General features: G+C 71.9%; 18 protein-coding genes and 1 tRNA gene. 14 read left to right on the forward strand and 5 right to left on the reverse strand.

What is annotated here, in order from left to right:
• Nucleotides 1-49 precede the first annotated feature (49 nt).
• The 9 genes from FGD68_RS06600 to FGD68_RS06640 all read left to right on the forward strand — a co-directional run bounded on the left by FGD68_RS06600 (nucleotide 50) and on the right by FGD68_RS06640 (nucleotide 10,602).
• Nucleotides 50-1,528, forward strand: a complete 1,479-nt coding sequence (locus tag FGD68_RS06600) for a malate:quinone oxidoreductase (protein ID WP_119373245.1) — start codon at nucleotides 50-52, stop codon at nucleotides 1,526-1,528.
• Nucleotides 1,529-1,597: 69 nt separating this feature from the next.
• Nucleotides 1,598-2,782, forward strand: coding sequence for an Rv2578c family radical SAM protein (locus tag FGD68_RS06605; protein WP_237609931.1), 1,185 nt, complete (start codon nucleotides 1,598-1,600; stop codon nucleotides 2,780-2,782).
• A gap of 62 nt (nucleotides 2,783-2,844) precedes the next feature.
• A complete protein-coding gene (locus FGD68_RS06610) occupies nucleotides 2,845-3,543 on the forward strand; it encodes a helix-turn-helix transcriptional regulator (protein WP_237609932.1) in 699 nt (232 codons plus the stop codon).
• Complete coding sequence (locus tag FGD68_RS06615; protein ID WP_104236177.1) at nucleotides 3,544-4,218, forward strand: thymidine kinase; 675 nt, start codon at nucleotides 3,544-3,546, stop codon at nucleotides 4,216-4,218.
• A 353-nt stretch (nucleotides 4,219-4,571) separates the two neighbouring features.
• Nucleotides 4,572-5,966: a polysaccharide biosynthesis tyrosine autokinase gene (locus FGD68_RS06620; RefSeq protein ID WP_119373091.1), complete on the forward strand. Its 1,395-nt coding sequence runs from the start codon at nucleotides 4,572-4,574 to the stop codon at nucleotides 5,964-5,966.
• Nucleotides 5,967-6,268: 302 nt separating this feature from the next.
• Entirely contained in the window at nucleotides 6,269-7,252 is a 984-nt protein-coding gene (locus FGD68_RS06625; RefSeq protein WP_237609933.1) for a hypothetical protein, read from the forward strand.
• A 71-nt stretch (nucleotides 7,253-7,323) separates the two neighbouring features.
• A complete protein-coding gene (locus FGD68_RS06630; RefSeq protein ID WP_237609934.1) occupies nucleotides 7,324-9,069 on the forward strand; it encodes a DUF4012 domain-containing protein in 1,746 nt (581 codons plus the stop codon).
• Between the two features lie 87 nt (nucleotides 9,070-9,156).
• Nucleotides 9,157-9,741, forward strand: coding sequence for a sortase (locus FGD68_RS06635; protein WP_104236181.1), 585 nt, complete (start codon nucleotides 9,157-9,159; stop codon nucleotides 9,739-9,741).
• Nucleotides 9,742-10,059: 318 nt separating this feature from the next.
• Nucleotides 10,060-10,602: a sortase gene (locus tag FGD68_RS06640; protein ID WP_237609935.1), complete on the forward strand. Its 543-nt coding sequence runs from the start codon at nucleotides 10,060-10,062 to the stop codon at nucleotides 10,600-10,602.
• Between the two features lie 39 nt (nucleotides 10,603-10,641).
• Here the strand turns inward: FGD68_RS06640 and FGD68_RS06645 are convergent, their stop codons facing one another.
• Nucleotides 10,642-11,046 carry a VanZ family protein gene (locus FGD68_RS06645; protein ID WP_237609936.1) on the reverse strand — a complete coding sequence of 135 codons (405 nt, stop codon included), beginning with the start codon at nucleotides 11,044-11,046 and terminating at the stop codon, nucleotides 10,642-10,644.
• A 207-nt stretch (nucleotides 11,047-11,253) separates the two neighbouring features.
• Between FGD68_RS06645 and FGD68_RS06650 the strand changes: the two genes are divergently transcribed.
• The 3 genes from FGD68_RS06650 to FGD68_RS06660 all read left to right on the forward strand — a co-directional run bounded on the left by FGD68_RS06650 (nucleotide 11,254) and on the right by FGD68_RS06660 (nucleotide 15,942).
• Nucleotides 11,254-12,267, forward strand: coding sequence for an LLM class flavin-dependent oxidoreductase (locus FGD68_RS06650; protein ID WP_237609937.1), 1,014 nt, complete (start codon nucleotides 11,254-11,256; stop codon nucleotides 12,265-12,267).
• A 92-nt stretch (nucleotides 12,268-12,359) separates the two neighbouring features.
• Nucleotides 12,360-14,591, forward strand: coding sequence for a transglycosylase domain-containing protein (locus tag FGD68_RS06655; RefSeq protein ID WP_119373588.1), 2,232 nt, complete (start codon nucleotides 12,360-12,362; stop codon nucleotides 14,589-14,591).
• A 145-nt stretch (nucleotides 14,592-14,736) separates the two neighbouring features.
• A complete protein-coding gene (locus FGD68_RS06660; RefSeq protein WP_119372901.1) occupies nucleotides 14,737-15,942 on the forward strand; it encodes an acyltransferase family protein in 1,206 nt (401 codons plus the stop codon).
• A 103-nt stretch (nucleotides 15,943-16,045) separates the two neighbouring features.
• Here FGD68_RS06660 and FGD68_RS06665 read toward each other — a convergent pair.
• The 3 genes from FGD68_RS06665 to FGD68_RS06675 form a co-directional block, all read right to left on the reverse strand.
• Nucleotides 16,046-16,119: transfer RNA gene (locus tag FGD68_RS06665), tRNA-Pro, on the reverse strand.
• 63 nt (nucleotides 16,120-16,182) lie between these two features.
• Nucleotides 16,183-17,127 (reverse strand): metallophosphoesterase, encoded by a 945-nt coding sequence (locus FGD68_RS06670; RefSeq protein ID WP_119372902.1) that lies wholly within the window; start codon nucleotides 17,125-17,127, stop codon nucleotides 16,183-16,185.
• Complete coding sequence (locus FGD68_RS06675) at nucleotides 17,127-19,670, reverse strand: transglycosylase domain-containing protein (protein WP_104236188.1); 2,544 nt, start codon at nucleotides 19,668-19,670, stop codon at nucleotides 17,127-17,129. Before FGD68_RS06675 ends, FGD68_RS06670 begins: the two co-directional genes overlap by 1 nt.
• A gap of 104 nt (nucleotides 19,671-19,774) precedes the next feature.
• On the opposite strand from FGD68_RS06675, the gene FGD68_RS06680 reads away from it, so the two are divergent.
• Both FGD68_RS06680 and FGD68_RS06685 read left to right on the forward strand, forming a co-directional pair.
• Nucleotides 19,775-19,957: a hypothetical protein gene (locus FGD68_RS06680; protein ID WP_012297657.1), complete on the forward strand. Its 183-nt coding sequence runs from the start codon at nucleotides 19,775-19,777 to the stop codon at nucleotides 19,955-19,957.
• Entirely contained in the window at nucleotides 19,957-20,421 is a 465-nt protein-coding gene (locus tag FGD68_RS06685; protein ID WP_119372903.1) for a RidA family protein, read from the forward strand. The genes FGD68_RS06680 and FGD68_RS06685 overlap by 1 nt, the downstream gene beginning before the upstream one ends.
• An 82-nt stretch (nucleotides 20,422-20,503) precedes the next feature.
• Here FGD68_RS06685 and acs read toward each other — a convergent pair whose 3' ends face one another.
• Nucleotides 20,504-22,543 carry an acetate--CoA ligase gene (gene acs, locus FGD68_RS06690; RefSeq protein ID WP_119372904.1) on the reverse strand — a complete coding sequence of 680 codons (2,040 nt, stop codon included), beginning with the start codon at nucleotides 22,541-22,543 and terminating at the stop codon, nucleotides 20,504-20,506.
• Nucleotides 22,544-22,722: the final 179 nt, after the last annotated feature.

Below are 22,722 nucleotides of genomic sequence, written 5' to 3' on the forward strand. Positions count from 1 at the left end.
CTCCCGGCAGCTCCGAGGGGGCCCCGAGGAGCGGGCGTAGACTGATCCGGTGAGCGAATCAGCGGAACCGGTAGACGTCGTCCTCGTCGGTGGCGGGATCATGAGCGCGACGCTCGGCACCCTCATCAAGCAGCTCGAACCCGACTGGACCATCCAGATCTTCGAGCGCCTGGGCGAGGTCGCCATGGAGTCGAGCAACCCGTGGAACAACGCGGGAACGGGTCACGCCGCCCTCTGCGAGCTGAACTACACGCCGGAGAAGGACGGGAAGATCGAGATCGGGTCCGCGACCCGCATCAACGAGCAGTTCCAGCTCTCCCGCCAGTTCTGGGCGCACCTGGTCACGGCCGGCGCCGTGCCGGAGCCCAAGGAGTTCATCAACCCCACCCCGCACATGACGTTCGTCCGCGGCACGGAGAACGCCGAGTTCCTCCGCCGTCGCTTCGACGCGTTGCGCGCCCATCCCCTCTTCGAGGCGATGGAGTACTCGGAGGACCCCGCGGTCATCCACTCCTGGGCCCCGCTCCTCGTGCTGCAGCGCGAGAAGGACGAGGTCATCGCGGCCACGCGCTTCGAGGGCGGCACCGACGTCGACTTCGGCGCCCTCACCAACAAGCTCATCGACTACCTCACGGAGCACGGCGCTGCCCTGCACCTCAACCACGAGGTCCGCGGCCTGTCGCAGAACCCGGACGGCAGCTGGCACCTCCGCATCCGCAACGACGTCGGCCGCTCGACCGTGCAGGTGGATGCGAGGTTCGTCTTCATCGGCGCGGGCGGCGGTGCTCTGCCCCTCCTGCAGAAGTCGGGCATCCCCGAGATCAAGGGCTTCGGCGGGTTCCCCATCAGCGGCGAGTGGTTCCGCACGGACGACCCCGAGATCGTCGCGAAGCACCGCGCGAAGGTCTACGGCAAGGCGGCCATCGGTTCGCCGCCCATGTCCGTGCCGCACCTCGACACGCGCGTGGTGGGGGGCGAGACCTCGCTGCTCTTCGGGCCCTACGCCGGCTTCAGCCCGCGCTTCCTCAAGAAGGGCTCGCTGCTCGACCTGTTCGCGTCGATCCGGCCGCACAACATCATCCCGATGCTCGCCGTCGCGAAGGACAACCTGAGCCTCATCAAGTACCTCGTCAGCCAGCTCATCGCCTCGAAGGAGACGAAGTTCGACGCGCTCCGCGAGTTCATGCCCACGGCCGACCCGAAGGACTGGTACCAGGTCACGGCCGGCCAGCGCGTCCAGGTCATGAAGAAGGACGCGAAGAAGGGGGGCGTCCTGCAGTTCGGCACCGAGGTCGTCGCGGCCGCGGACGGCAGCATCGCCGGCCTCCTCGGTGCTTCGCCCGGCGCGTCCACGGCGGTCCCGATCATGCTCGACGTCCTCGAGCGCTGCTTCCCCCACCGCATCGCGGGATGGAAGAAGCCCCTCACGCGCATGATCCCGAACTACGGGACCCTCGTGGCGTCCGACCCGAAGAAGACGCCGAAGATCATCCAGGAGACCGCCGAGGTCCTCGAGCTCCAGCACTGATCGGACGGGCGGGCGCGAGATCGCGCCCGGCCGCTCGCATCCCGTTCGAATGTGTGTTCGAATGGGCGCATGAGATGGAGCGCGCAGAGGCTGTCCGACGCGAGCGCTGATGCGCTGCCCGGGCTCGCCCGCCTGAGCAACCTCGTGCAGAGCGTCCGCACCCCGGAGTTCCAGGGCGTCACCTTCCACGAGGTGCTCGCCAAGTCGGCCCTCAACCGCGTGCCGGGGGAGTCGAAGGTCATGCCGTACGGGTGGACCATCAACCCCTACCGCGGCTGCACCCACGCCTGCGTCTACTGCTTCGCGCGCCCCACCCACGAGTACCTCGACCTCGACGGTGGCCGCGACTTCGACGACCAGATCGTCGTCAAGGTCAACGTCGCCGAGGTGCTGGCCCGCGAGCTCGCGAAGCCCACGTGGACGCACGACGCCGTGGCGCTCGGCACCAACACCGATCCGTACCAGCGGGCCGAGGGCCGCTACGCGCTCATGCCCGGCATCATCGCGGCGCTCGCGTCGTCGGGCACGCCGCTGTCCATCCTCACCAAGGGCACGCTCCTGCGCCGCGACCTCCCGCTGCTCGCCGAGGCCTCGACGAGCGTGCCGGTGGACCTCGCTATGAGCATCGCCGTGCTCGACGACGACCTGCAGCAGTCGGTGGAGCCCGGCACCCCCACGACGACCGCGCGGCTCGCGACCGTCACGGCGATCCGCGATGCGGGCCTCGACTGCACCGTGTTCATGATGCCGATCCTGCCCATGCTCACGGACGGCGTGGAGCACCTGGACCACGCGCTCACCCGCATCCGCGAGGCCGGCGGCACGCGCGTCCTCTACTCCGCGCTGTACCTGAAGCCCGGCGTGAAGGAGTGGTACCTCCAGTGGCTCGAGCGCGAGCGCCCGGATCTCGTGGGCCGCTACCTCGACCTCTACGCGCGCGGCGCGTACGCCCCGCAGGCGTACCGGTCGTGGCTGAAGGCGCGCATGGATCCGCTGGTCCGCCGGCACGGGCTCGGCGGCGGGCGGGTGGATCCGCGCACCGGCGGCGTGCTGTCCCGCGCAGACCTCCCGGACGTCGAGGCCGCGCGCGCTCCGGTCGGGGTCCGGCCGCGTCCCGGCTGGAGCCAGGAGGGCGCGGACAGCCGCGCCACGACGGCACGCGGTCGCGGCAGCTGGACGCAGGCGCCGACCCCCGGCCCGCTGGTCGCCGCGGCGCTGCCCGCCGCCTCGGCGACGCAGGCCACGCTGTTCTGACCCGGGGTGTCCGCCCACGCCCCCGGATGCCGTCCGGGCGCGCCCCTGGCTAAAGTTCTGACATGACCACGCTGCGCGACCCCGGGGCGGTCACGCGCGACGCCTCCGGGCGGTCGTCGCCGCAGCCCGTGCGCGTCGGCGTGCTCATGGGCCACGAGCCCGCGCTGGACGAGGTCTGCGCGATCCTCCGCCGCCGGGCTCCTGAGATCGACGTCGTGGTGAGCACGACGGGCTGGCTCCAGCTGGTGCGCTCGCCGCGCTTCCCGACGGACGTCGTCGTCGTCGACTACGACCTCGCCGACGAGGTCAGCCTCGAGGGCCGGATCCGCTCCTGCCGCGCGGCCGGAGCGGCCGTCGTGGTCCTGTCGCGTTCGGGTGCCGAGGAGGTACGCCGTCGCGTGGTCGACGCGGGGGCCGCCGCGCTGCTGACCGGGCCCGTGCCCGCGGCGGACATCGTGGCCGCCGTCCGCGCCGTCGCCGCGGGATCCCGATCCGGGCAGCGGCGCGACGACGCGGGGGCGGGCGAGGTCGGCGCACGCGACTTCGCGAGCCCCCGCCTCAGCCAGGGCGAGGAGCAGGCGCTCCGCCTGTACGTCACGGGTCGATCGACCCTGGCCGTCGCCACGGCCATGAACGTCCAGTACGAGACCGCGAAGACGTACCTCCGTCGCGTCCGCGCGAAGTACCGCCTCGTCGGGAGGATCGCGAGCCGTCGGTCCGACCTGATCGATCGCGCCACCGAGGACGGCTACCTTCGGTAGATGGCCAAGCTCTACTTCCGTTTCGGCGCGATGAACAGCGGCAAGAGCACCTCGATGCTCCAGGCCGCCTACAACTACGAGGAGCGCGGGCAGCACGTGCTGCTCACGAAGCCCGTGATCGACACCAAGGGCGACCGCGACATCGTGTCCCGCCTCGGCGTCCGTCGCCCGGTGGACTTCCTCCTCGAGCCGGACGCGGACGTCTGGCAGGAGTTCGGGATCCATCGCGAGCGCGTCCTGCAGGAGAAGGGCGGCCCGACGGCGTGCCTCCTCGTCGACGAGGCGCAGTTCCTCCGCGAGTCGCAGGTGGACGACCTGCTGCGCATCGCGATCCTGCAGGACGTGCCCGTCATCGCCTACGGGATCCGCACCGACTTCCAGACGGTCGCGTTCCCCGGGAGCCGGCGGCTGCTGGAGATCGCGCACAGCCTGGAGGAGATGAAGACCATCTGCCGCTGCGGCCGCAAGGCCGTCTTCAACGCCCGCCAGGTCGGCGAGCGGTTCATCTTCGCCGGCGACCAGGTGGCGATCGACGGCGAGGACGTCACGTACATGTCGCTCTGCGGCGCCTGCTACCTCGCGGAGAGCGGGGGAGTGCTCACGAGCGGCCGGCCCGTCGAGGCGGGCGTGTCGGCCTTCGGCTACCCCGCGGGCCCCGACGCCGACTTCGCCTGATCCGACCCGGGGGCCGGGCGGCGCGGGTCGTCAGTCGCGCAGGTAGCGGAGGCCGAACGCGGTGAGGACCCCCGTGATCAGCAGGGTGACGAGCGGCAGGAGGGCGGCGCAGGCGTCGAGCATGGGGGCGGACCTCGTCTTCGGGTGAGCGGGCGGCGATGCATGGGGCAGGTGGGTGGCCTGACCTGCAGCCACGCTAGACCGAGCGTCCCACCATGGGTCCGCCCCAGATGCTGGGGCGTCGTCCCCGGGGCGTCATTCCCGTCTCCGGGGAACCGGGACGGGTCCGCGGCTGTGGGAGCATGGGGCTCGGGCGCCGCTGGGGGGCGCTCCATCGACGAGGGGGATCGCTTGTGGAACTGCGTGAATACATCCGGATCCTGCGACGGTCGTGGGTGCTCATCCTGCTGGTCCTGCTGCTCGGCGTGGGCGCCGCGGCCGGCTACTCGCTCGTGCAGACCCCCGAGTACCGGGCGTCGTCCAAGGTCTTCGTCTCGACGCAGTCGGCGGGCACCGTGCAGGACCTGAGCCAGGGCAGCACGTTCACGCAGCAGGCGGTCAAGAGCTACGCCGACGTGGTGGCGACGCCCGCGGTGCTCGAGCCGGTCATCGCCCAGCTCGGCCTCGACGCGACCGCCGAGTCGCTGGCACCGAAGATCACCGCCACCGCGGCCGCCGACACCGTCATCATCCAGATCTCCGTGGAGGACGAGCAGGCCGAGGCCGCCGCCACCATCGCGAACGCGGTTGCCCGGAGCTTCACCGACTTCGTCGCCGACCTCACGCCGCTGGACGTCAACGGCCAGCCGCAGGTGAAGATCACCACCCTGCAGGAGGCGCGGATCCCGGCGTCGCCCGTCTCCCCGCAGGTCCCGCTGAACCTCGCGCTGGGCGGTCTCATCGGCCTCGCGCTCGGCGTCGCGGCGGCCGTGCTGCGCGCCACGCTGGACACGCGGATCCGCGGCGAGCGCGACCTGCGTCTCGTGACGCACGCACCCATCCTCGGCGGCATCGCGTACGACCCGAAGGCCAAGGATCGCCCGCTCATCGTGCAGTCGGATCCGCGCAGCCCGCGCGCCGAGTCCTTCCGCAGCCTGCGCACGAACCTGCAGTTCCTCGACTTCGGCGGCCGCGCGCGCAGCTTCGTCATCACGAGCGCGGTGGAGTCCGAGGGCAAGTCCACCACGAGCGCCAACCTCGCCATCGCGCTGAGCGACGCGGGCGCCCGGGTCGCGGTCATCGACGCCGACCTGCGCCGTCCCAAGCTCGCGTCCTACCTCGGGCTCGAGGGGGCGGTCGGGCTCACCGACGTGCTCATCGGCCGCGCGGAGCTGAAGGACGTCCTGCAGCCGTGGGGCAACCGCAACATGTTCGTGCTGCCGGCCGGGCAGATCCCGCCGAACCCGAGCGAGCTGCTCGGATCGCGCACCATGGTCACGCTCCTCAAGGAGCTCGAGGCCGAGTTCGACACCGTGCTCATCGCCGCGCCGCCCCTCCTCCCCGTCACGGACAGCGCCGTGCTGTCGAAGAGCGCGGGCGGGGCGATCCTCATCGTGTCGTCCGGTCGCGCGCATCGCGGCCAGGTCCACGCGGCCATCGAGTCGCTGAACAGCGTCGGCGCCGAGGTGCTCGGCGTCGTGCTGACCATGCTCCCGACCAAGGGCCCCGACGCCTACGGGTACGGCCAGTACGGCTACTCGTACGTGCGCCCCGACAGCGCCGAGACCGCGAGCCCGGCCGCTCCCTGACCCGCCGCCGACCCGTGTCGTCCCGGCTGGTCCCGCGGGGGCCTGTACGATCCGGATGACACCACCGCTCGACCCCGCATCTCCCGTCGCGCGGATCGGCGGCCCGTGCTCCACCGAGAGGAGCGGGTCGCGGCTCGTCGGCGGGACGCGGACCGGATCCGGCCCCCCGCGAGGGTGAGCCGCCCGCGGCCGCACGATGCCCGCCACACCGGGAGACACCATGTCGGCTCACGCCGAGGCGCGACCGCGCCGCCCACGACGTCCGTCCGGCCACCGCGCCACTCGATCCGCGGGCGCCGCGCGTGGCTAGGTCGGCGCCGGACGGCCGGAAGCCCATGGCCGTCACGGGACGCACCCGCCGGCGTCGTCCGTCGCTCGGCCGCATCATCCCCGGGGTCGGCGTCACCGCTGTGGTCGCCTTCCTCGTCATCGACCTGATCCTCGTCTCGGCCGCCGTGACCCGCACCGGCGGGGGATCCCCCGACGAGGGCACCGCAGCCCCTTCGCCGTCCGCCACCAGCACCGACGCCGCCGCGAGCCCGACGCCCGCGCCGAGCGCCACCCCGAGCACGACCGTGGCCGCGCCCACCGTCTTCCTCGCGGCGGGGAACGCCGAGGTCGCCTGGCGCACCACGGGTGGCTCCTGCACGGGCGAGCCCGCCCGCATCCAGACCACCATCGACGAGGGCCGCACCTGGGACACCCGCTCGACGGGCTCGTTCGATGCGCGCCGTATCCTCGCGCTGCAGGTGGAGAGCCCGGACGTCGGCAGCATCGTCGCCGACGTGACCGCCGCGTGCACCCGCACCACGCTCCAGAGCTTCACGGGCGGCGAGTTCTGGCGCGACGCGCCCGCGCTCACGGCGACGACCGCGTACGTCGACCCGGCACAGCCCGGCACGGTCCAGCTCGTCCAGGGCCCGCGGGAGGCTCCGTGCGACGACGCCGTCCAGGTCGTCGACAGCGGCCAGGCCGCGGCGGTGCTCTGCGGATCCGGCGCGCTGCACGTCCGCTCGGGCAGCGGCGACTTCCGCCAGGTCGACGCCCCCGGTGTCCTCGCGCTGGCGCTCGGCACGGACGGCATCCTCACGGCGGGCACCGCCGGATCCTGCGCGGGCACGAGCGTCGGCCGCATCGTGCCGGCCTCGGGCGCCGTGAGCGTCCTCGGCTGCGCGGCGGCCGCCCCCACCAGCGGATCCGTCGCCATCTCGGCAGCGGGTCGCGACGTCTGGCTGCTCACCGGCGACTCCGTCAGCATCTCCGCCGACGGAGGGGCCACCTGGTGACCTCGGCGCCCGGCCTCGCGCCGTCGCCGCGTCGACGCCGGGCTCGGCGCCCCTGGACGCGTCGCCGTGTCGTGACGGTCGCCGTCGCCGCGATCGCCGTCCTCCTCCTCCTCTGGATCGCGTGGGTCGCCGCCCGCGCCCTCCTCGCCCGCGGGGAGCTCGAGCAGGCAGTGCCGCTCGCGTCCTCCGTGCAGAGCGACCTCCTGGCGGGCGACCCCGCGGGAGCGTCGGCGAACGTCGCGCAGCTGCGCGATCACTCCGCGCGCGCGGTGTCGCTCACGGGGGATCCGGTCTGGGCCGTCACCGAGCACGTGCCGTTCGTGGGCCCCAACCTCCGCGCCTTCCGCGAGATCGCCGGGATCGTCGACCGCATCGGCGGCGAGGCGCTCCAGCCCGTCGTCGGCATCGCCGGCACGCTCGACGTCGCGAGCCTCACGCCGAAGGACGGGCGGCTCGACCTCGACCCCATCGTGGCCGCGCAGGAGCCCGTCCGCCAGGCCGACGACGCGCTCGACGCGGCGCTGACCGACGTGACGGCCATCGACACCGGCAGCACCATCCGCCCGGTCGCCGACGCCGTCGCGCGCCTCGAGGAGACGGTGGGCAAGGCCGCCGAGACGCTCGCCGTCGTGCGCCACGTCACCGACCTCGCGCCCGCCATGCTCGGCGCCGACGGCGACCGCAGCTACCTGCTCATGTTCCAGAACAACGCCGAGGTGCGCTCCACGGGAGGCATCCCCGGCGCCCTGGCGCTCGTCCGCACGGGCGGCGGCGCGTTCTCGCTCGCCGCCCAGGACTCGGCGCGCGCGTTCCCGCGCCTCGCGGAGCCCGCCCTGCCGCTGGATCCCCAGACCGCCGGCCTCTACGGCACGATCACCGGCCGCTACATGCAGGACGTCACGCTGACTCCCGAGTTCCCCCAGGCCGCACCGCTCGCCGCCGAGATGTGGCGGCTCAAGCACGGCCAGGCGGTCGACGGCGTGATCAGCATCGACCCGGTCGCCCTCTCGTACCTGCTCGAGGCCACCGGCCCCATCACGCTCGCGACCGGCGACGTGCTCCGCTCCGACGACGCCGTCGACCTGCTCCTGCACGACGTCTACCTGCGCTACCCGAACCCGGACGTCCAGGACGCCGTCTTCGCGAGCGTCGCCGACTCGGTGTTCGCGAAGGTCTCCTCCGGGGACGTGGATCCGGCCGCGCTGGTGAAGGCGCTGGGGCACGCCGCCGAGGAGCGTCGCATCCTGATCTGGAACTCGCGCGCCGACGAGCAGGCGACCCTCGACGGCACCACGTTCCAGGGCTCGCTGCCCGCCGACAACGACGAGTCGACGGTCTTCGGCGTTTTCCTCAACGACTCGACCGGCGCGAAGATGGACTACTTCCTCTCGCTGCGGACCACGCTCGCGATGGCCATGTGCCGGGACGACGGCAGGCCGGACTACCGCACCGAGGTGATCCTCGGATCCACGGCGCCGGCCGACGCGGCCTCGCTGCCCTTCGTGGTCACGGGCGGAGGCGTGTACGGCGTCGCGCCCGGTGACGTCAAGACGCGCGTGGCGGTGTACGGTCCCCCTGGCACGGTTCCGCTGCGGGTGCACATCGACGGCCAGGAGACGCAGTTCCAGCCGGAGATCGTGGGCGGGCGGGCCGTCGCGCAGGTCGAGGTGACGCTGAAGCCCGGTCAGGAGGTCCGCATAACGGTGGACACGCTGGGTGACAAAAAGACCGACACCCCCCTCTCCATCGTCACGACGCCCGTAATTAACACGATCGCAACGCAGTTCCGCTCGCTGTCCTGCGATCCGGCCCAGTAGTCTCCTCCGTGGGGGAATGAACGACGGCGGACCCGAGTCCGCTAGTGGCCCCTGTGCACCACGCGCAACTCACACTGGGGGAACCACATGCTCAAGAAGATCCTCGCCGGGGCGGCCATCGCCCTCGCCGCGACGTTCACCGTCGCCACCGCCGCCAACGCGGACCCGTACACGCCCGAGGGCGGCGTCACCGTCAGCGACCCGACCGTTGCGCCCGGCGAGAGCACCGTCCTGTCCTTCGGGCCTGGTTCGTTCGCTCCCGTCAGCCCCGTCACCATCACCATCTCCGGTGAGGACGCGGCGAACGCCACGCTCGCCTCCTTCCGCACGGCCCCCATGGCCGTGACGACCAACTCCATCACCAAGACCTCGGCCAACGACGGCAGCCTCCGCGTCACCGTCACGCTGCCGGCTGGTAGCGCCGCGGGCTCCTACGCCCTCACCGGCACGGACGCCCAGGGCAACACCGTCTCCACGACCATCTCGGTCGTCGCGGCCGCCGGCAACGGCACCGCGACCGGTGGCTCCAGCGCCGACGGCGCCGCGGGCCTCCCCGTCACGGGTGGACAGCTGCCCGTCGTCCTCATCTGGACCGGCGGCGGCCTGCTGCTGCTCGGTGCCGCTCTCGTGGTCGTGCTCGCCACGGTCCGTCGCCAGCGCGCCACGGTCTGACCCACATCACGGACAGCGTCGCCTGACTCCCTCCCGGAGCCTGGTGGCGGAAGGCCCCGAGGCATCCGCCTCGGGGCCTTCCGCCGTCTCCGGGCGCCGTGACGAGGCGGCGGTTGACCCCAGTCCGGGGCAGATCCCGCCGTCCACTCGGCAGGGGCGGCGGACGCGGCTAGCATCTCCAACGTGGGTTTACCCGACCCGCTGTCTGCCTGAAGGCGTCGACCCGAAATCGCGCCCCGCGGACACCACCGCTCCGAGGCGATACCCGTCGTGCCCCCGCACGTCCGTCCCGGGCGCATCAGAGAAGGCCCACCCGAGATGCTCGCCAAGACCCTGGCGGGCGCGTTCGTCGCGCTCGTGATCACCGTTTCCGTCCCCGTCGCCGCCCAGGCGGAGAACTACGTCCCCAAGGACTCCACCGTCGCCTGCAGCGGCATGACCGTCACCCCGGCCGCCGTCGCCCCCGGCGAGTCGGTCCGGATCGCCGGCGTCGCCGGATCCTTCACCGCGGGCGAGACCGTCGCCGTGCGCCTCTCCGCCGCGGCAGGCGCACCCGCCGCAGCCGGCGACCCCGCCGCATCCCTCACCGCGGCCGCCGACGGCTCCGTCTCGGGCACGCTCGTCGTCCCGACGACGGCGACCGGCACCTGGCGCGCCAACCAGACCGCCGCGTCGGGCGACCACTGGTGCGGCATCGTCTCCGTCGTCCCGGCGAGCACCCGCACTGCGGCGGATGCGGGCTCGCTGCCCATCACCGGCGGCACGCTGCCCATCGGCCCCGCGATCACCGGCGGCGGGCTGCTCCTCGCCGGCGCCGCGGCCGCGGGCATCGCGACGGCTCGCCGTCGTCGCGCCTCCTGACGCCCGACGCCGCTCCCGACCCGACGTGGGCGGATCCGATCACGACCGGATCCGCCCGCGTCGTCGTGTCCGCGCCCCGATGAGCGCCGCCGTCGCCGCGCCGAGGAGAGCTCCTGCCCCGTTGGCCGCCACGTCGGTGACGGACGCCACGCGCACCGGCAGGAACGCGCCCTGCGCGAGCTCCACCGTCGCCGACATGGCGGTCCCGGCGAGCACGACGACCCACCAGCGGGGAACCCCGAAGGCGAGCACGCCGAGCATGCCGAGCGGGGCGAACAGGGCGACGTTCGCGGCCTCCTCGAGCATCGTGTAGCGGAACCATGGCATCCCGTGGTGCTGCACGAACACGACGCCGCGCATCAGATGGGGATGGACGCCGCGGTCGACGCTGTCCGGGGTGAGCGTGACCAGCCTGATCAGGGCGACGTACGCCAGGAGCAGCACGGTGGCCTGCCGCCGGCGGATGCGTCGGCGCTCGCGATCCCGCCGGGCGCCCCAGGCCGAACGGCCGGTCGCGGTGCCATCGGCCGTCGCGCCAGGCGGGGAGCGGGGGCGGCGGGACCCATCGGGCCGCAGCCTGGCAACGCGCCCCCGGCGGGGAATGCGCCGCGGATCGCGCCCGTTCTCCCCGGGGTGACCCACCTCGAACGCGTGCCCCTGGACGTCCTCGACCTCGCTCCCCGTCCCTTCGGCGGCACGAACGCCGACGCCGTCGCGGGCAGCATCCGGCTCGCGCAGGCCGCCGAGGCCGCGGGGTACTCGAGGTTCTGGGTGGCCGAGCACCACGGCATGCCCGGGATCGCGAGCTCCGCCCCCGCCGTCCTGCTGGCCGGCATCGCCGCGCGCACGTCCACCATCCGCGTCGGCAGCGGGGGCGTCATGCTGCCGAACCACACGCCGCTCGTCGTCGCCGAGCAGTTCGGGACCCTCCGCGCCCTCTACGGCGACCGCATCGACCTCGGCATCGGCCGGGCTCCCGGCACCGACGGCGCGACCGCGATGGCGCTCCGCCGCAGCGAGGCGGGCCTCGGCGTCGACGACTTCCCGCAGCAGCTCGTCGACCTGGTCGGCTTCTTCTCGGGCGGCATGGCGGACGACAACCCGCTGCGTGGCATCACGGCCGTCCCGGGGCTCGGCGACCGCCCGCAGATGTGGCTCCTGGGATCCAGCGGCTACTCCGCGCAGGTCGCCGCCGCGCTCGGGATCCGGTTCGCCTTCGCGCACCACTTCGCCGGCGACCGCACGGAGCAGGCGCTCGCGCTGTACCGCGAGCGCTTCGAGCCGAGCGACGACCTCGCCGCGCCGCACAGCGCCATCGCGGTGAACGTCATCGCCGACGAGGACCCCGAGGTCGTCGAGCGCGAGGCGCGTGCGGGCCGCATCACGTGGCTCCGCATGCGGCAGGGCGGGAAGCCCCAGCCCGTGGATCCGGCCAAGGCCGCCGCGTATGCGTTCAGCGACCTCGAGCGCGAGATCATCGGGGCGCGTGACCGCCGCCAGGCGATCGGCTCTCCCGACGCCGTGCGCATCGGCCTCGAGCGCCTGCTCTCGAGCACGGGCGCCGACGAGCTCATCGTCGCGCCGTCGTCCACGACGCTCGAGCACCGCATCCAGACGCTCCGCATCGTGCGCGATCTGGCTATCGGGGAGGCTCGCGCGGCCTGATCGCGAGTGCACTCATCACATTTCGGCCACGGGGAGCTGAGACCCTCCCTGAGGCGGATGTCGCGCCTCCGGGCGCGGGTTAGATTCGTACCATGAGGAAAACTGACCTGACCATCTCGACCCGGTTGGGCGCGTTCCTCGGACTCGTCGGCATGAGCACGATCGCCGGCGTGCTCGTCGCCGCCATGGTGACCCCGGCCATCGCCGTCTCCGGCATCGCGGCCAACAGCACGATCGGGGTCTTCGAGGACATCCCCGACAACCTGCAGATCGACAACCTCGCCCAGAAGACCGTGCTGTACGCCAAGCAGGGCGACCAGCAGGTCCCCTTCGCCGAGTTCTTCTCGCAGGACCGCGAGGAGGTCCCGTGGGAGGCCGTCTCGTCGTACGCGAAGGACGCCGCGATCGCGACCGAGGACCCCCGCTACTACGAGCACGGCGGCGTCGACGTCCTCTCGGCCGCTCGCGCGCTCGCGCAGAACGTGCTGAACAAGGAGGTCCAGTCCGGCGCCTCCACCATCACGATGCAGTACGTCCGCAACGTCCTGGTCCAGAAGGCCCAGAACATGGTCGACTCCTCCGACGAGGCCACTCAGGCCGAGGGACGCAAGGCCTTCCAGGAGGCCACCCAGCCCGACATGCCCCGCAAGCTCAAGGAGATGCGGATGGCGATCGGGGTGGAGAAGAAGTACTCCAAGAACGAGATCCTCCTCGCCTACCTCAACATCGCGAACTTCGGCAGCCGGGTCTACGGCATCGAGTCCGCGGCGCGCTACTACTTCAACGTCTCCGCCGCCGACCTGACCCTCGAGCAGGCCGCGAGCCTCATCGCCACGGTCAACGCGCCCGAGGTCTTCAAGATCGACAACCCGGACAACCTCGGGCGCAACAAGGAGCGCCGCGACCTGCTGCTGCGGAACATGCTCAAGGAGCAGAAGATCACGCAGGAGCAGTACGACACGGCGTCTGCCGCCGCCATCACGCCGACGATCACGCCCTCCACGAGCGGCTGCATCCAGGCGAACCCGATCTCGGCCGCCTACTTCTGCGACTACGTGAAGAACGAGATCCTGACGAACCCGGAGTTCGGCGCGACCCCGGCCGAGCGCGACGCCGTGCTCAAGCGCGGCGGCATGCAGGTCTACACGACGCTCGACCTCGACATCCAGGGCAACGCGGCGGAGCAGATGCGCAAGCAGGTGCCGACGACCGCGCGGTTCACGAAGATCGGCGGATCGGTGGTCTCCCGCGAGGTGAAGACCGGCCGCATCATCGCGATGGCGCAGAACACCGACTACGGCGTCGCGGCCGACCAGGCCGGCGTCACGGAGATCAACTACTCGGCCGACAAGGCCCACGGCGGCTCCGCCGGGTTCCAGGTCGGATCCACGTACAAGATCTTCACCCTGGTGGACTGGCTGAAGAGCGGGAAGTCCGTCTACCAGACCGTGAACGCGTCGAAGACGAAGTGGAACCAGTCCGAGTTCCGCGCCTGCGGGGAGCGCGTGGGATCCGAGCCGTACACGGTCACCAACGACACGAACACGGGTGCGACCTCGAACCAGACGGTCCTCCAGGCGACCGTGGCGTCCGTGAACTCGGCGTTCATCGCCATGGCCAGCCAGCTCGACATCTGCGACATCAACCAGACGGCGAAGGACATGGGCGTCTACAACGCCGACAACCGCGATCTGCAGAACTACCCGCCGGACGTGGTCGGCTCGGGCGGCAACAACGTCGCCCCGCTCCAGATGGCGACCGCCTTCGCCTCCGTGGCGAACCAGGGCACGATGTGCCCGCCCATCGCGATCGACAAGGTCGTCCTCCCGGACGAGTCGGAGCTCGTGACCCCGAAGAGCGAGTGCGCGCAGGCCATGAGCCCGGAGGTCGCCAACACGGCCGCCTTCACGCTCAAGGCGGTCATGGGCGGCACCGGCGCGGCGTCGAACCCGCGCGACGGCACCGAGATCATGGGCAAGACCGGCACGACCGACCGCTCGAAGGACACCTGGTTCGTCGGATCCTCGACCGAGGTCACGACGGCCGTCTGGGTCGGCAACGTCGAGGGCTTCGCGTCCATGCGCCGCAACGTCCTCAACGGCTCGGCCGCGGACAGCGCGCGTCACCGGATCTTCAAGCCGCTGCAGACGTTCATCGACGACCGCTACCCGGCGGAGGGCTTCCCCGCCCCGAGCAGCACGCTGACGAAGAAGCCGTACGTGCCGCCGGCACCGAAGCCCACGCAGTCGGCGGCGCCCACGGCACCCGAGGCGCCCGCCGCTCCGGCGGCGCCCGCCCAGCCCGCCCCTCCCGCGGAGGAGTGAGCCCGCGCTCGATGGGGAGCGCGCGCCGACGGCCGTCGCCTCCGGGCGGCGGCCGTCGTGCTGTGCGCCGCCGGGCCCCGGATGCCTCGGATCGCGCGACTCGTAGACTGGACGACCGCTCCACCACCGACCCGGGAAGGCCATCATGACCGGGACCCCGACGTCCGCACCCGCGCGCGTGCGCACGCTCCTGCCCGGCATCGAGGGGCTCCGCGGGGTCGCCGCCGTCGCCGTGCTGCTGTACCACGTGCAGCGCCAGCTGGCCCGGCCCACCACCGACGTCCCGCTCGTCGGCGAGGTCGCCTTCTTCAGCCACGGCGTCACGCTGTTCTTCGTGCTGAGCGGCTTCCTGCTGTTCCTGCCGTTCGCGCGCGGACTCGTCGACGGCGGCGCGATGCCGCGGCTGTCGCGCTACGCCGCCAACCGCGTCCTCCGCGTCTTCCCGGGCTACATCGTGGTGCTGCTGCTCGTGAGCCTCGTGCTGCGCATCGCGATCCTGCCGCGCGAGACCCGTGACGCCGGCATCTCGGTGGGCACGCTCGGACCGGTCGACACGGTCGTGAACGCGCTGCTGCTGCAGGGCTACACGCCGCGCACGCTCCGCAGCGGGATCGAGGTCGCGTGGACGCTCGCCGTCGAGGTGTCCTTCTACGTGGTGCTGCCCGTCGTGGCGCTCCTCGCGGCGCGGCTGCTGCGGGGGAGGGCCACGTGGATCCGCGCCCTCGCACCCGCGGCCGTGCTCCTGCTGATCGGCGTGGCCGGCAAGGTGTGGTCGATGATCGCCCAGGCCCCGCTCGGTCACCGCGGACGCCTCGCGAGCGAGTGGGGCGTCACGTGGGAGGCAGTTGCGAACCGCAGCATCCTCGTGCACGCGGACCTCTTCGCCTACGGGATGGCGGCGGCCGTCGTCCTGCTCACCCTGTCGGCGGACGAGGCGCTGCGCGACCGCGTCGCCGCCTGGCGGGTGCCCGCCGGGATCGTCGCCGCCGCGCTCATCGTCGTCGCCTCGGAGGCGCCCGTGGGCGCGTTCGAGGAGAGCATCGTGGCCGCCTCGTGCGCGATGCTGCTGCTGCTCGTGGCGCTGCCGCGGCGCGGGGGATCCCTCGGCCCGGTGACGCGGTTCCTCGAGCTGCGGTGGATCGCCTGGCTCGGCACGATCTCGTTCAGCGTGTACCTCTGGCACCTGCCGGTGATCCGCTTCCTCCGCCGCGCGGGCCTCGTGCTGCCGGACACGCTCGCGGGCTTCGCCCTGAACACGCTCGTGGTCGGAGCGGTGACGCTCGCGCTCTCGGCGGCGACCTACTACGCGATCGAGCGGCCGGCGCTGCGGCTGAAGGCCGTCACGCGCTAGACCACGCCGCGACACGGGCCCGGCACGACGAAGGGCCGCTCCCGGAGGAGCGGCCCTTGGCGTTCGTGCCTGTCCTGCTGTGCCTCCCGGAGGAGGCGGTGTGTCGGGGTAACAGGATTTGAACCTGCGACCTCTTCGTCCCGAACGAAGCGCGCTACCAAACTGCGCCACACCCCGATGGCCCGAGGGCCGGGCTCTACGATACCCGATGTTCGCGGGTCCGGAGTACGCCGCGGGCGGTCAGACCGCCGTGAGCGTGAGCAGCGTCGCCTCGGGGAAGCAGGCGAAGCGCACGGGCGCGTAGATCGAGGTGCCGAGGCCAGCGCTCACGTGGAGGAACGACGCCCGGTCGGCGTGAGGCCAGACGCTGAGGCCCTTCACCTGGCGGCGCGGGATGTCGCAGTTGGTGACGAGCGCGCCGTAGCCGGGCACGCAGACCTGGCCGCCGTGCGTGTGCCCGGCGAAGATCATGCGGGCGCCGTTGGTGACGAACGAGTCGAGCACCCGGCGGTAGGGCGCGTGCGCGACGCCGATCGACACGACCGGCGCGTCCGAGGCGCCCTGGTAGGCGTCCCCGTCCTCGCGCAGCGCGTCGAGGGCTCCGGGGAGCGCCTCGAGGTGGTCGAAGTCCCGGTGAGGGTCGTCCACGCCGAAGAACTCCAGCAGCGTGCCGTTGACCTCGATCGCGCCGGCCGCGTTGTTGAGGTCGACCCAGCCGAGCGACGCGTAGAGCCGCTCGAGCCGCGCGAGGTCGAGGTCGGCGGGCCGCTGCGTGGCGTGCGTGTTGGCGGTGAAGTACTTGAACGGGTTCTTGAGCATCGGCCCGTAGTAGTCGTTCGAGCCGTGCACGAAGACGCCGGGGATCCCGCGGAAGGCCTCGAGCGTCTCCTCGACCGCGATGATGCCCTGTTCGTGGCCCGTGTTGTCGCCGGTGTCGACGACGAGGTCGGGCTCGAGGTCCGCGAGCTCCCGAACCCAGCGCTGCTTCTTGTGCTGCCACGGTGCCATGTGCATGTCCGACAGGTGGAGCACGCGGATGGGGTCCGCGCCCACGGGGAGCACCGGCACCGTCACCTCGCGGAGGGTGAAGCGGCGGCGCTCGTAGAAGGACGCGTACGCGAAGACCGCCGCGCCGGCCGCGGCGACGCCGCCGACGGTGCGTGCGATGGTGCCGACGACGCTCATCAGCTGCGCCCGATGTAGAGCGTCACGGGACCGCTGCTCTGTTGACCGGCGGCGGGATCCGTGCGGGTCGCCTTCCCGATCTGCGAGTTGTCCTGCACCTGCTCCTGCGCCATGGTGACGTCGAATCCAGCGCCACGGAGCGTCTGCCGGGCGCTCGTCATGTCCTGCCCGCGCACGTCAGGGACGGTGCCCGGGGTGCCCTGCTGCTGGCCCTGGTCGGGCCCGCTGCTGATGAACACCGTGACGGTCGATCCACGCGCCGCGTTGGCGCCGGCACCCGGGTCGGATCCGGCGACCTGACCGACGGCCACGTTCGCGGAGGACCGCGAGCCGCCCTGGGCGAAGGACAGGCCCGCGCCCTCGATGGCCGACTGGGCGTCGGCGGGCGACATGCCCGACACGTCCGGCACCTGGACCGTCGGCGTGCGGGTGAGGTCCGCTGCCGGGCCGGGGAACGCCGACCCCTTGTAGACCGCGTTGACGGCCTGCATGAACGGCTTCCACACGGCGAAGCGAGCGGTGGACATCAGCTGCCCGTTCGGGAGCTTCGTCAGGCGCTGGCGGATGTCCTGTCCGCCGTAGCTGCCCACCCAGATGGCGGTGGTGACCTCGGTGCTGGATCCCACGAACCAGGTGTCCTTGGCCCTGTCCGTGGTACCCGTCTTGCCGATGAGGGGCGTGCCGTCGTTCGTGTTGGCGGCGGCACCGGTCGCGCTCATGACCCCGCCGAGCGCGTAGGCGGCCGTGTGGGCGACGTCCGGGCTCACGGTCTCCGTGCAGTTCGCGGAGGGAGGCGTGATCTCGGTGTCATCGGGCAGCACGACCTTGTCGATCAGGATCGGCGTGCACGTGGTGCCGTTGTTCGCGACCGTGGCATACGCCGAGGCCATCGTGAGCGGCGCGATGTTGTTGCCACCGGACCCGATGATGTCGGACACGAGGCCGGAGAGCGGCTTGCTCTTGTCCGCCTGATGGATCCCGATGTCCTTCGCGGTCTGCACGATGCCGCACATGTCGAGCTCGGAGGCCATGGCCATGAACGCGGTGTTGGTGGAGTTCGCGGTCCCGGACATGACGGTCCGGTTGGCACCCGGCGCGGCACCGTCGTTCGTGACCGTCAGCGGCTTCGAGCTCAACGTCCCGCCCGTGCACGAGTCGCGGAAGTCGCTCCCGGCCCATGTCCCCTTGGAGGAGTTGACGACCTCGTTCACCGAGTGCCCCTCCTTCAGCCACTCGAGGAGGGTGACGATCTTGTACGTCGATCCCACCTGGAAGCCACGCGACCCGCCCATGTCCTGGTCGGTGTTGAAGTTGACGCTCTGCACACCAGCGCCCGCGTCGTTGCCGTAGTCGGTGTTCTGCACCATGGCGATGACGCGACCGGTCTTCGCCTCGACGCTGGTCATCGCCGACCCGAGCTCCGGGATGCTGTTCATCGTCGTGGGGATCTGCTTGCGCAGGTCGTCCGTGGCCTTGGCCTGCAGGTCGAGGTTCAGCGTCGTGTAGATCTTGTAGCCGTTGCGGTTGAGGTTCCGACGGGCCTCGTCGGGGGTCTGGCCGAACTCCTTCGAGTTCTCGACCGTGTACTTCACCGCGTCGCAGAAGTACGCGGCGCTGGCGGGCTGGGCCGCGTTGCAGCCGCTCACCGAGGGGGTGATCGCCGGTGTGACGGGGGTGGCGATCGCCTCGTCGTGCTGTTGCTGCGTGATGCTGTGGTGCTTGAGCATGTTGTCGATGAGCACGTCGCGGCGCTCCTGGTTGGCCGTGATGTTCCCGGGCTCGTCGATCCGCAGGGCCGTGGGGTAGTTGACCGTGGCGACGAGGCTCGCGGCCTGGGCGATGCTGAGGTCCTTCGCGTCCACGCCGTAGTAGTACTTCGCAGCCGACTGGATGCCGTAGACGCTGCCGCCGTAGTTCGCGATGTTGAGGTAGCCGAGGAGGATGTCGTTCTTCGAGAACTTCTTCTCCAGGCCGATCGCGAGGCGCATCTCCTTGAGCTTGCGGGCGGTCGACTCCTGCGTCGCCTCCGCATACGCCTTCTTGCCCGCGTCCGGGTCCGTCTCGGCGAGCGTCTCCGCCTTCTGCACGAGCACGTTCTTCACGTACTGCATGGTGATGGTGCTGGCGCCCGACTCGACGCCGCCGCCGATGACGTTCTGGGCGAGCGCGCGGAACGTGGACTGCACGTCGACGCCGCCGTGCTCGTAGAAGCGGGGATCCTCCGTGTCGACGGCCGCGGCCTTCGCGTTGTCGGAGACCTCGTCCCAGCTCACCTCCTGGCGGTTCTGCGCGTAGAACTCCGCGAACTTGACCGGCTGGCCGCCCTGCGTGGCGTACAGCTCGGTCTTCTGGGCGAGGTTGTCGATCTGCAGGTAGTCCGGCAGGTCCTCGAAGAGGCCGATCGTGTTGTTGGCCGCGAGGCTCGTGACGGCGATGGCGGGGGTGACCATAGCCGCGACCAGCACGCCGGCGACGGCGCTCATGCCGAGGACGCCCGTGAGCGCGGCGGCGACGCGGCCGGGCGTGTTCTTGGAAGCAGACATAGACTCCAGAGTACGGGAAGGGTGTATGGGAACCCGTGAGACCTGTGCGCCGGCCGCCCGCGCCCGTCCCGTCATGCACCCGACCCGACCGGCAAGGAGCCGAGATGACCGCAACGCCCGCGCAGTGGGAGTACCTCACCACGCCGCTGATGATCCACAACACCGCCGCCATCCTCAACACCTGGGGATCGCAGGGCTGGGAGCTCGTGCAGGTCGTCACCGGCCCCGAGGGCGGGCTCGTCGCCTACATGAAGCGCCCGGTCGCCGGTGCGGAGCACGGCGCCTGATGGGCGCGATCTCCGACCGGCTGGCCGAGCTGGGCATCGAGCTGCCCGCGGTCGCGGCCCCCGTCGCCGCCTACGTCCCCGCGGTCGTGCACGGCGGATTCGTCTACACGAGCGGCCAGCTGCCCTTCGTCGACGGCGCGCTCGCCGCGACCGGGAAGGTCGGTGCCGAGGTGTCGGCCGAGGACGCCAAGGCGCACGCCCGCACGTGCGCGCTGAACGGGCTCGCGGCCGCGGCGGATGCGGCCGGCGGCGTCGACCGCATCGCGCGCGTGATCAAGGTCACGGGCTTCGTCGCCTCGGCCGAGGGCTTCACCGGGCAGCCGGGCGTCATCAACGGCGCGAGCGAGGTGCTGGGGGAGATCCTCGGCGATGCAGGGATCCACGCCCGCTCTGCCGTGGGCGTCGCCGAGCTGCCGCTCGGCTCGCCCGTCGAGGTCGAGCTCGTGGTGGCGCTCGTCGAGTAGCCGTCGTCCGCCGTGGCGGACAGGGGAGGGCCGGGTGCGCATCGCACCCGGCCCTCCTGTCGTCCCGCGCCGTGATGTCGGATCAGCCCGCGCTCATGCGGTCGGAGATGACCTGCATCACCTGCGTGTCCGCCAGCGTGGTGGTGTCGCCGATCGCCCGGCCCTCCGCCACGTCGCGCAGCAGCCGGCGCATGATCTTGCCCGAGCGCGTCTTCGGCAGCTCCTGCACGACGAACACGCGGCGCGGCTTCGCGATGGCGCCGATCTGGTCCGAGACGTGCTTGCGGAGGACCTCGTTCGGATCCTCGTCGCCGAGCGCGCTCGCCTCGGCCGAGCGGAGGATCACGAAGGCCACGACCGCCTGGCCGGTCGCCTCGTCGGACGCGCCGACGACCGCAGCCTCGGCCACGTACGGGTGCGCGACGAGCGAGGACTCGATCTCCGCCGTCGACAGGCGATGGCCGGAGACGTTCATCACGTCGTCGACCCGGCCGAGCAGCCAGATGTCGCCGTCCTCGTCGAGCCGCGCGCCGTCGCCCGCGAAGTAGCGGTCGCCGAAGCGGTCCCAGTACGTCTCGCGGTAGCGCTCCGGGTCGCCCCAGATGCCGCGCAGCATCCCGGGCCAGGGCTCGGTCACGACCAGGAGGCCGCTCTCGCCTCGCGCGACGGGCTCGCCCTGGTCGTCGACCACGGCGACCTGGATGCCGGGGATGGGGGACTGCGCGGATCCGGGCTTCGTCGCGGTGACGCCGGGGAGCGCGGAGATCATGATGCCGCCGGTCTCCGTCTGCCACCACGTGTCCACGACGGGCACGTCGCCGCCGCCGACGACGTCCCGGTACCAGCGCCACGCCTCCGGGTTGATGGGCTCGCCGACCGAGCCGAGCAGGCGGATGGAGGAGAGGTCGCGCGCGTCCGGGATCTCTCGGCCGGTCTTCATGAAGGAGCGGATGGCCGTGGGCGCCGCGTACAGGATCGTCACGCCGTGCTTCTCCACGATGTCCCACCAGCGGCCGGGCTGCGGGGCGTCGGGCGTGCCCTCGTAGATGACCTGCGTGGCGCCGTTCGCGAGCGGGCCGTAGACGACGTAGCTGTGGCCGGTGATCCAGCCGACGTCCGCCGTGCACCAGTAGACGTCGGTCTCGGGGTGCAGGTCGAAGACGTTGCGGTGCGTGTAGGCGACCTGCGTGAGGTAGCCGCCGGAGGTGTGCAGGATGCCCTTCGGCTTCCCGGTCGTGCCGCTCGTGTAGAGGATGAAGAGGGGGTGCTCGGCCTCGAAGGCCTGGGCCTCGTGCTCCGGATCCGCCGCGGCGACGCGCTCGTGCCACCAGAGGTCGCGGCTCTCGTCCCAGTCGACCTCGTTCTCGCCGCGCCTGACGACGAGGACGTGCTCGACGGATCCGGCCGATCCGACCAGTGCGGCATCCACGGCGGGCTTGAGCGGGAAGACCTTGCCCTTGCGCCAGCCGCCGTCCGCGGTGATGACCACGCGGGCCGCGGCGTCGTCGATGCGCGCGCGCAGGCTCTCGGCGCTGAAGCCGCCGAACACGACGGAGTGGACGGCTCCGATGCGCGCGACGGCCAGCATCGCGATCACGGCCTCCGGGATCATCGGCAGGTAGATCGCGACGCGGTCACCCGCGACGACGCCCAGGTCGCTGAGTGCGTTCGCGGCGCGCTTGACCTCCGCGGTCAGCTCGGCGTAGGTGAGGTCGCGGGTGTCGCCTGGCTCGCCCTCCCAGTGCAGCGCGACGCGGTCGCCGTGCCCGGCGAGCACGTGCCGGTCGAGGCAGTTGTAGGCCACGTTGAGCCGTCCCTCGGGGAACCAGCGGGCGACGGGCGCGTCCGACCAGTCGAGGACCGTCTCGAACGGGGTCTCCCAGGTCACCAGCTCGCGGGCCCTGTCGGCCCAGAAGCCGAGACGGTCGGCGGCGGCGGACGCGGCGAGGGACTCGTCGGCCACGCGGGTGGCGCGGAACGCGTCCGACGGCGGGTGGACGGGCCCCGACTCCGCCGTCGTCGCCGGGCGCGAGGGGATGGCCGTCCCCTCCTCGTCCTGGTCGGGCGCGGCGGGGCTCGAGGCTCCGGGCTGGGTCGATCGGGGGTTCGTGGACATCGTCATCGTCATCCTCTCCGCGACCCACGTTAGCGGGTGGGTCGTGCGCCACCGCGGCCGACAGGGGGATGCGGCGACCCCGCTGCCCGGGAGTACGGTGGGGGAACGGCCAGAACACGCATGACCCTCCCCTGGGGGGAGGCTCGCGGCGTATGCTCATGCCGTCGGGTCAAGCCCGGCGTGTG

The organism is Clavibacter californiensis (assembly GCF_021952865.1).
In the GTDB taxonomy this organism is placed as follows: domain Bacteria; phylum Actinomycetota; class Actinomycetes; order Actinomycetales; family Microbacteriaceae; genus Clavibacter; species Clavibacter californiensis.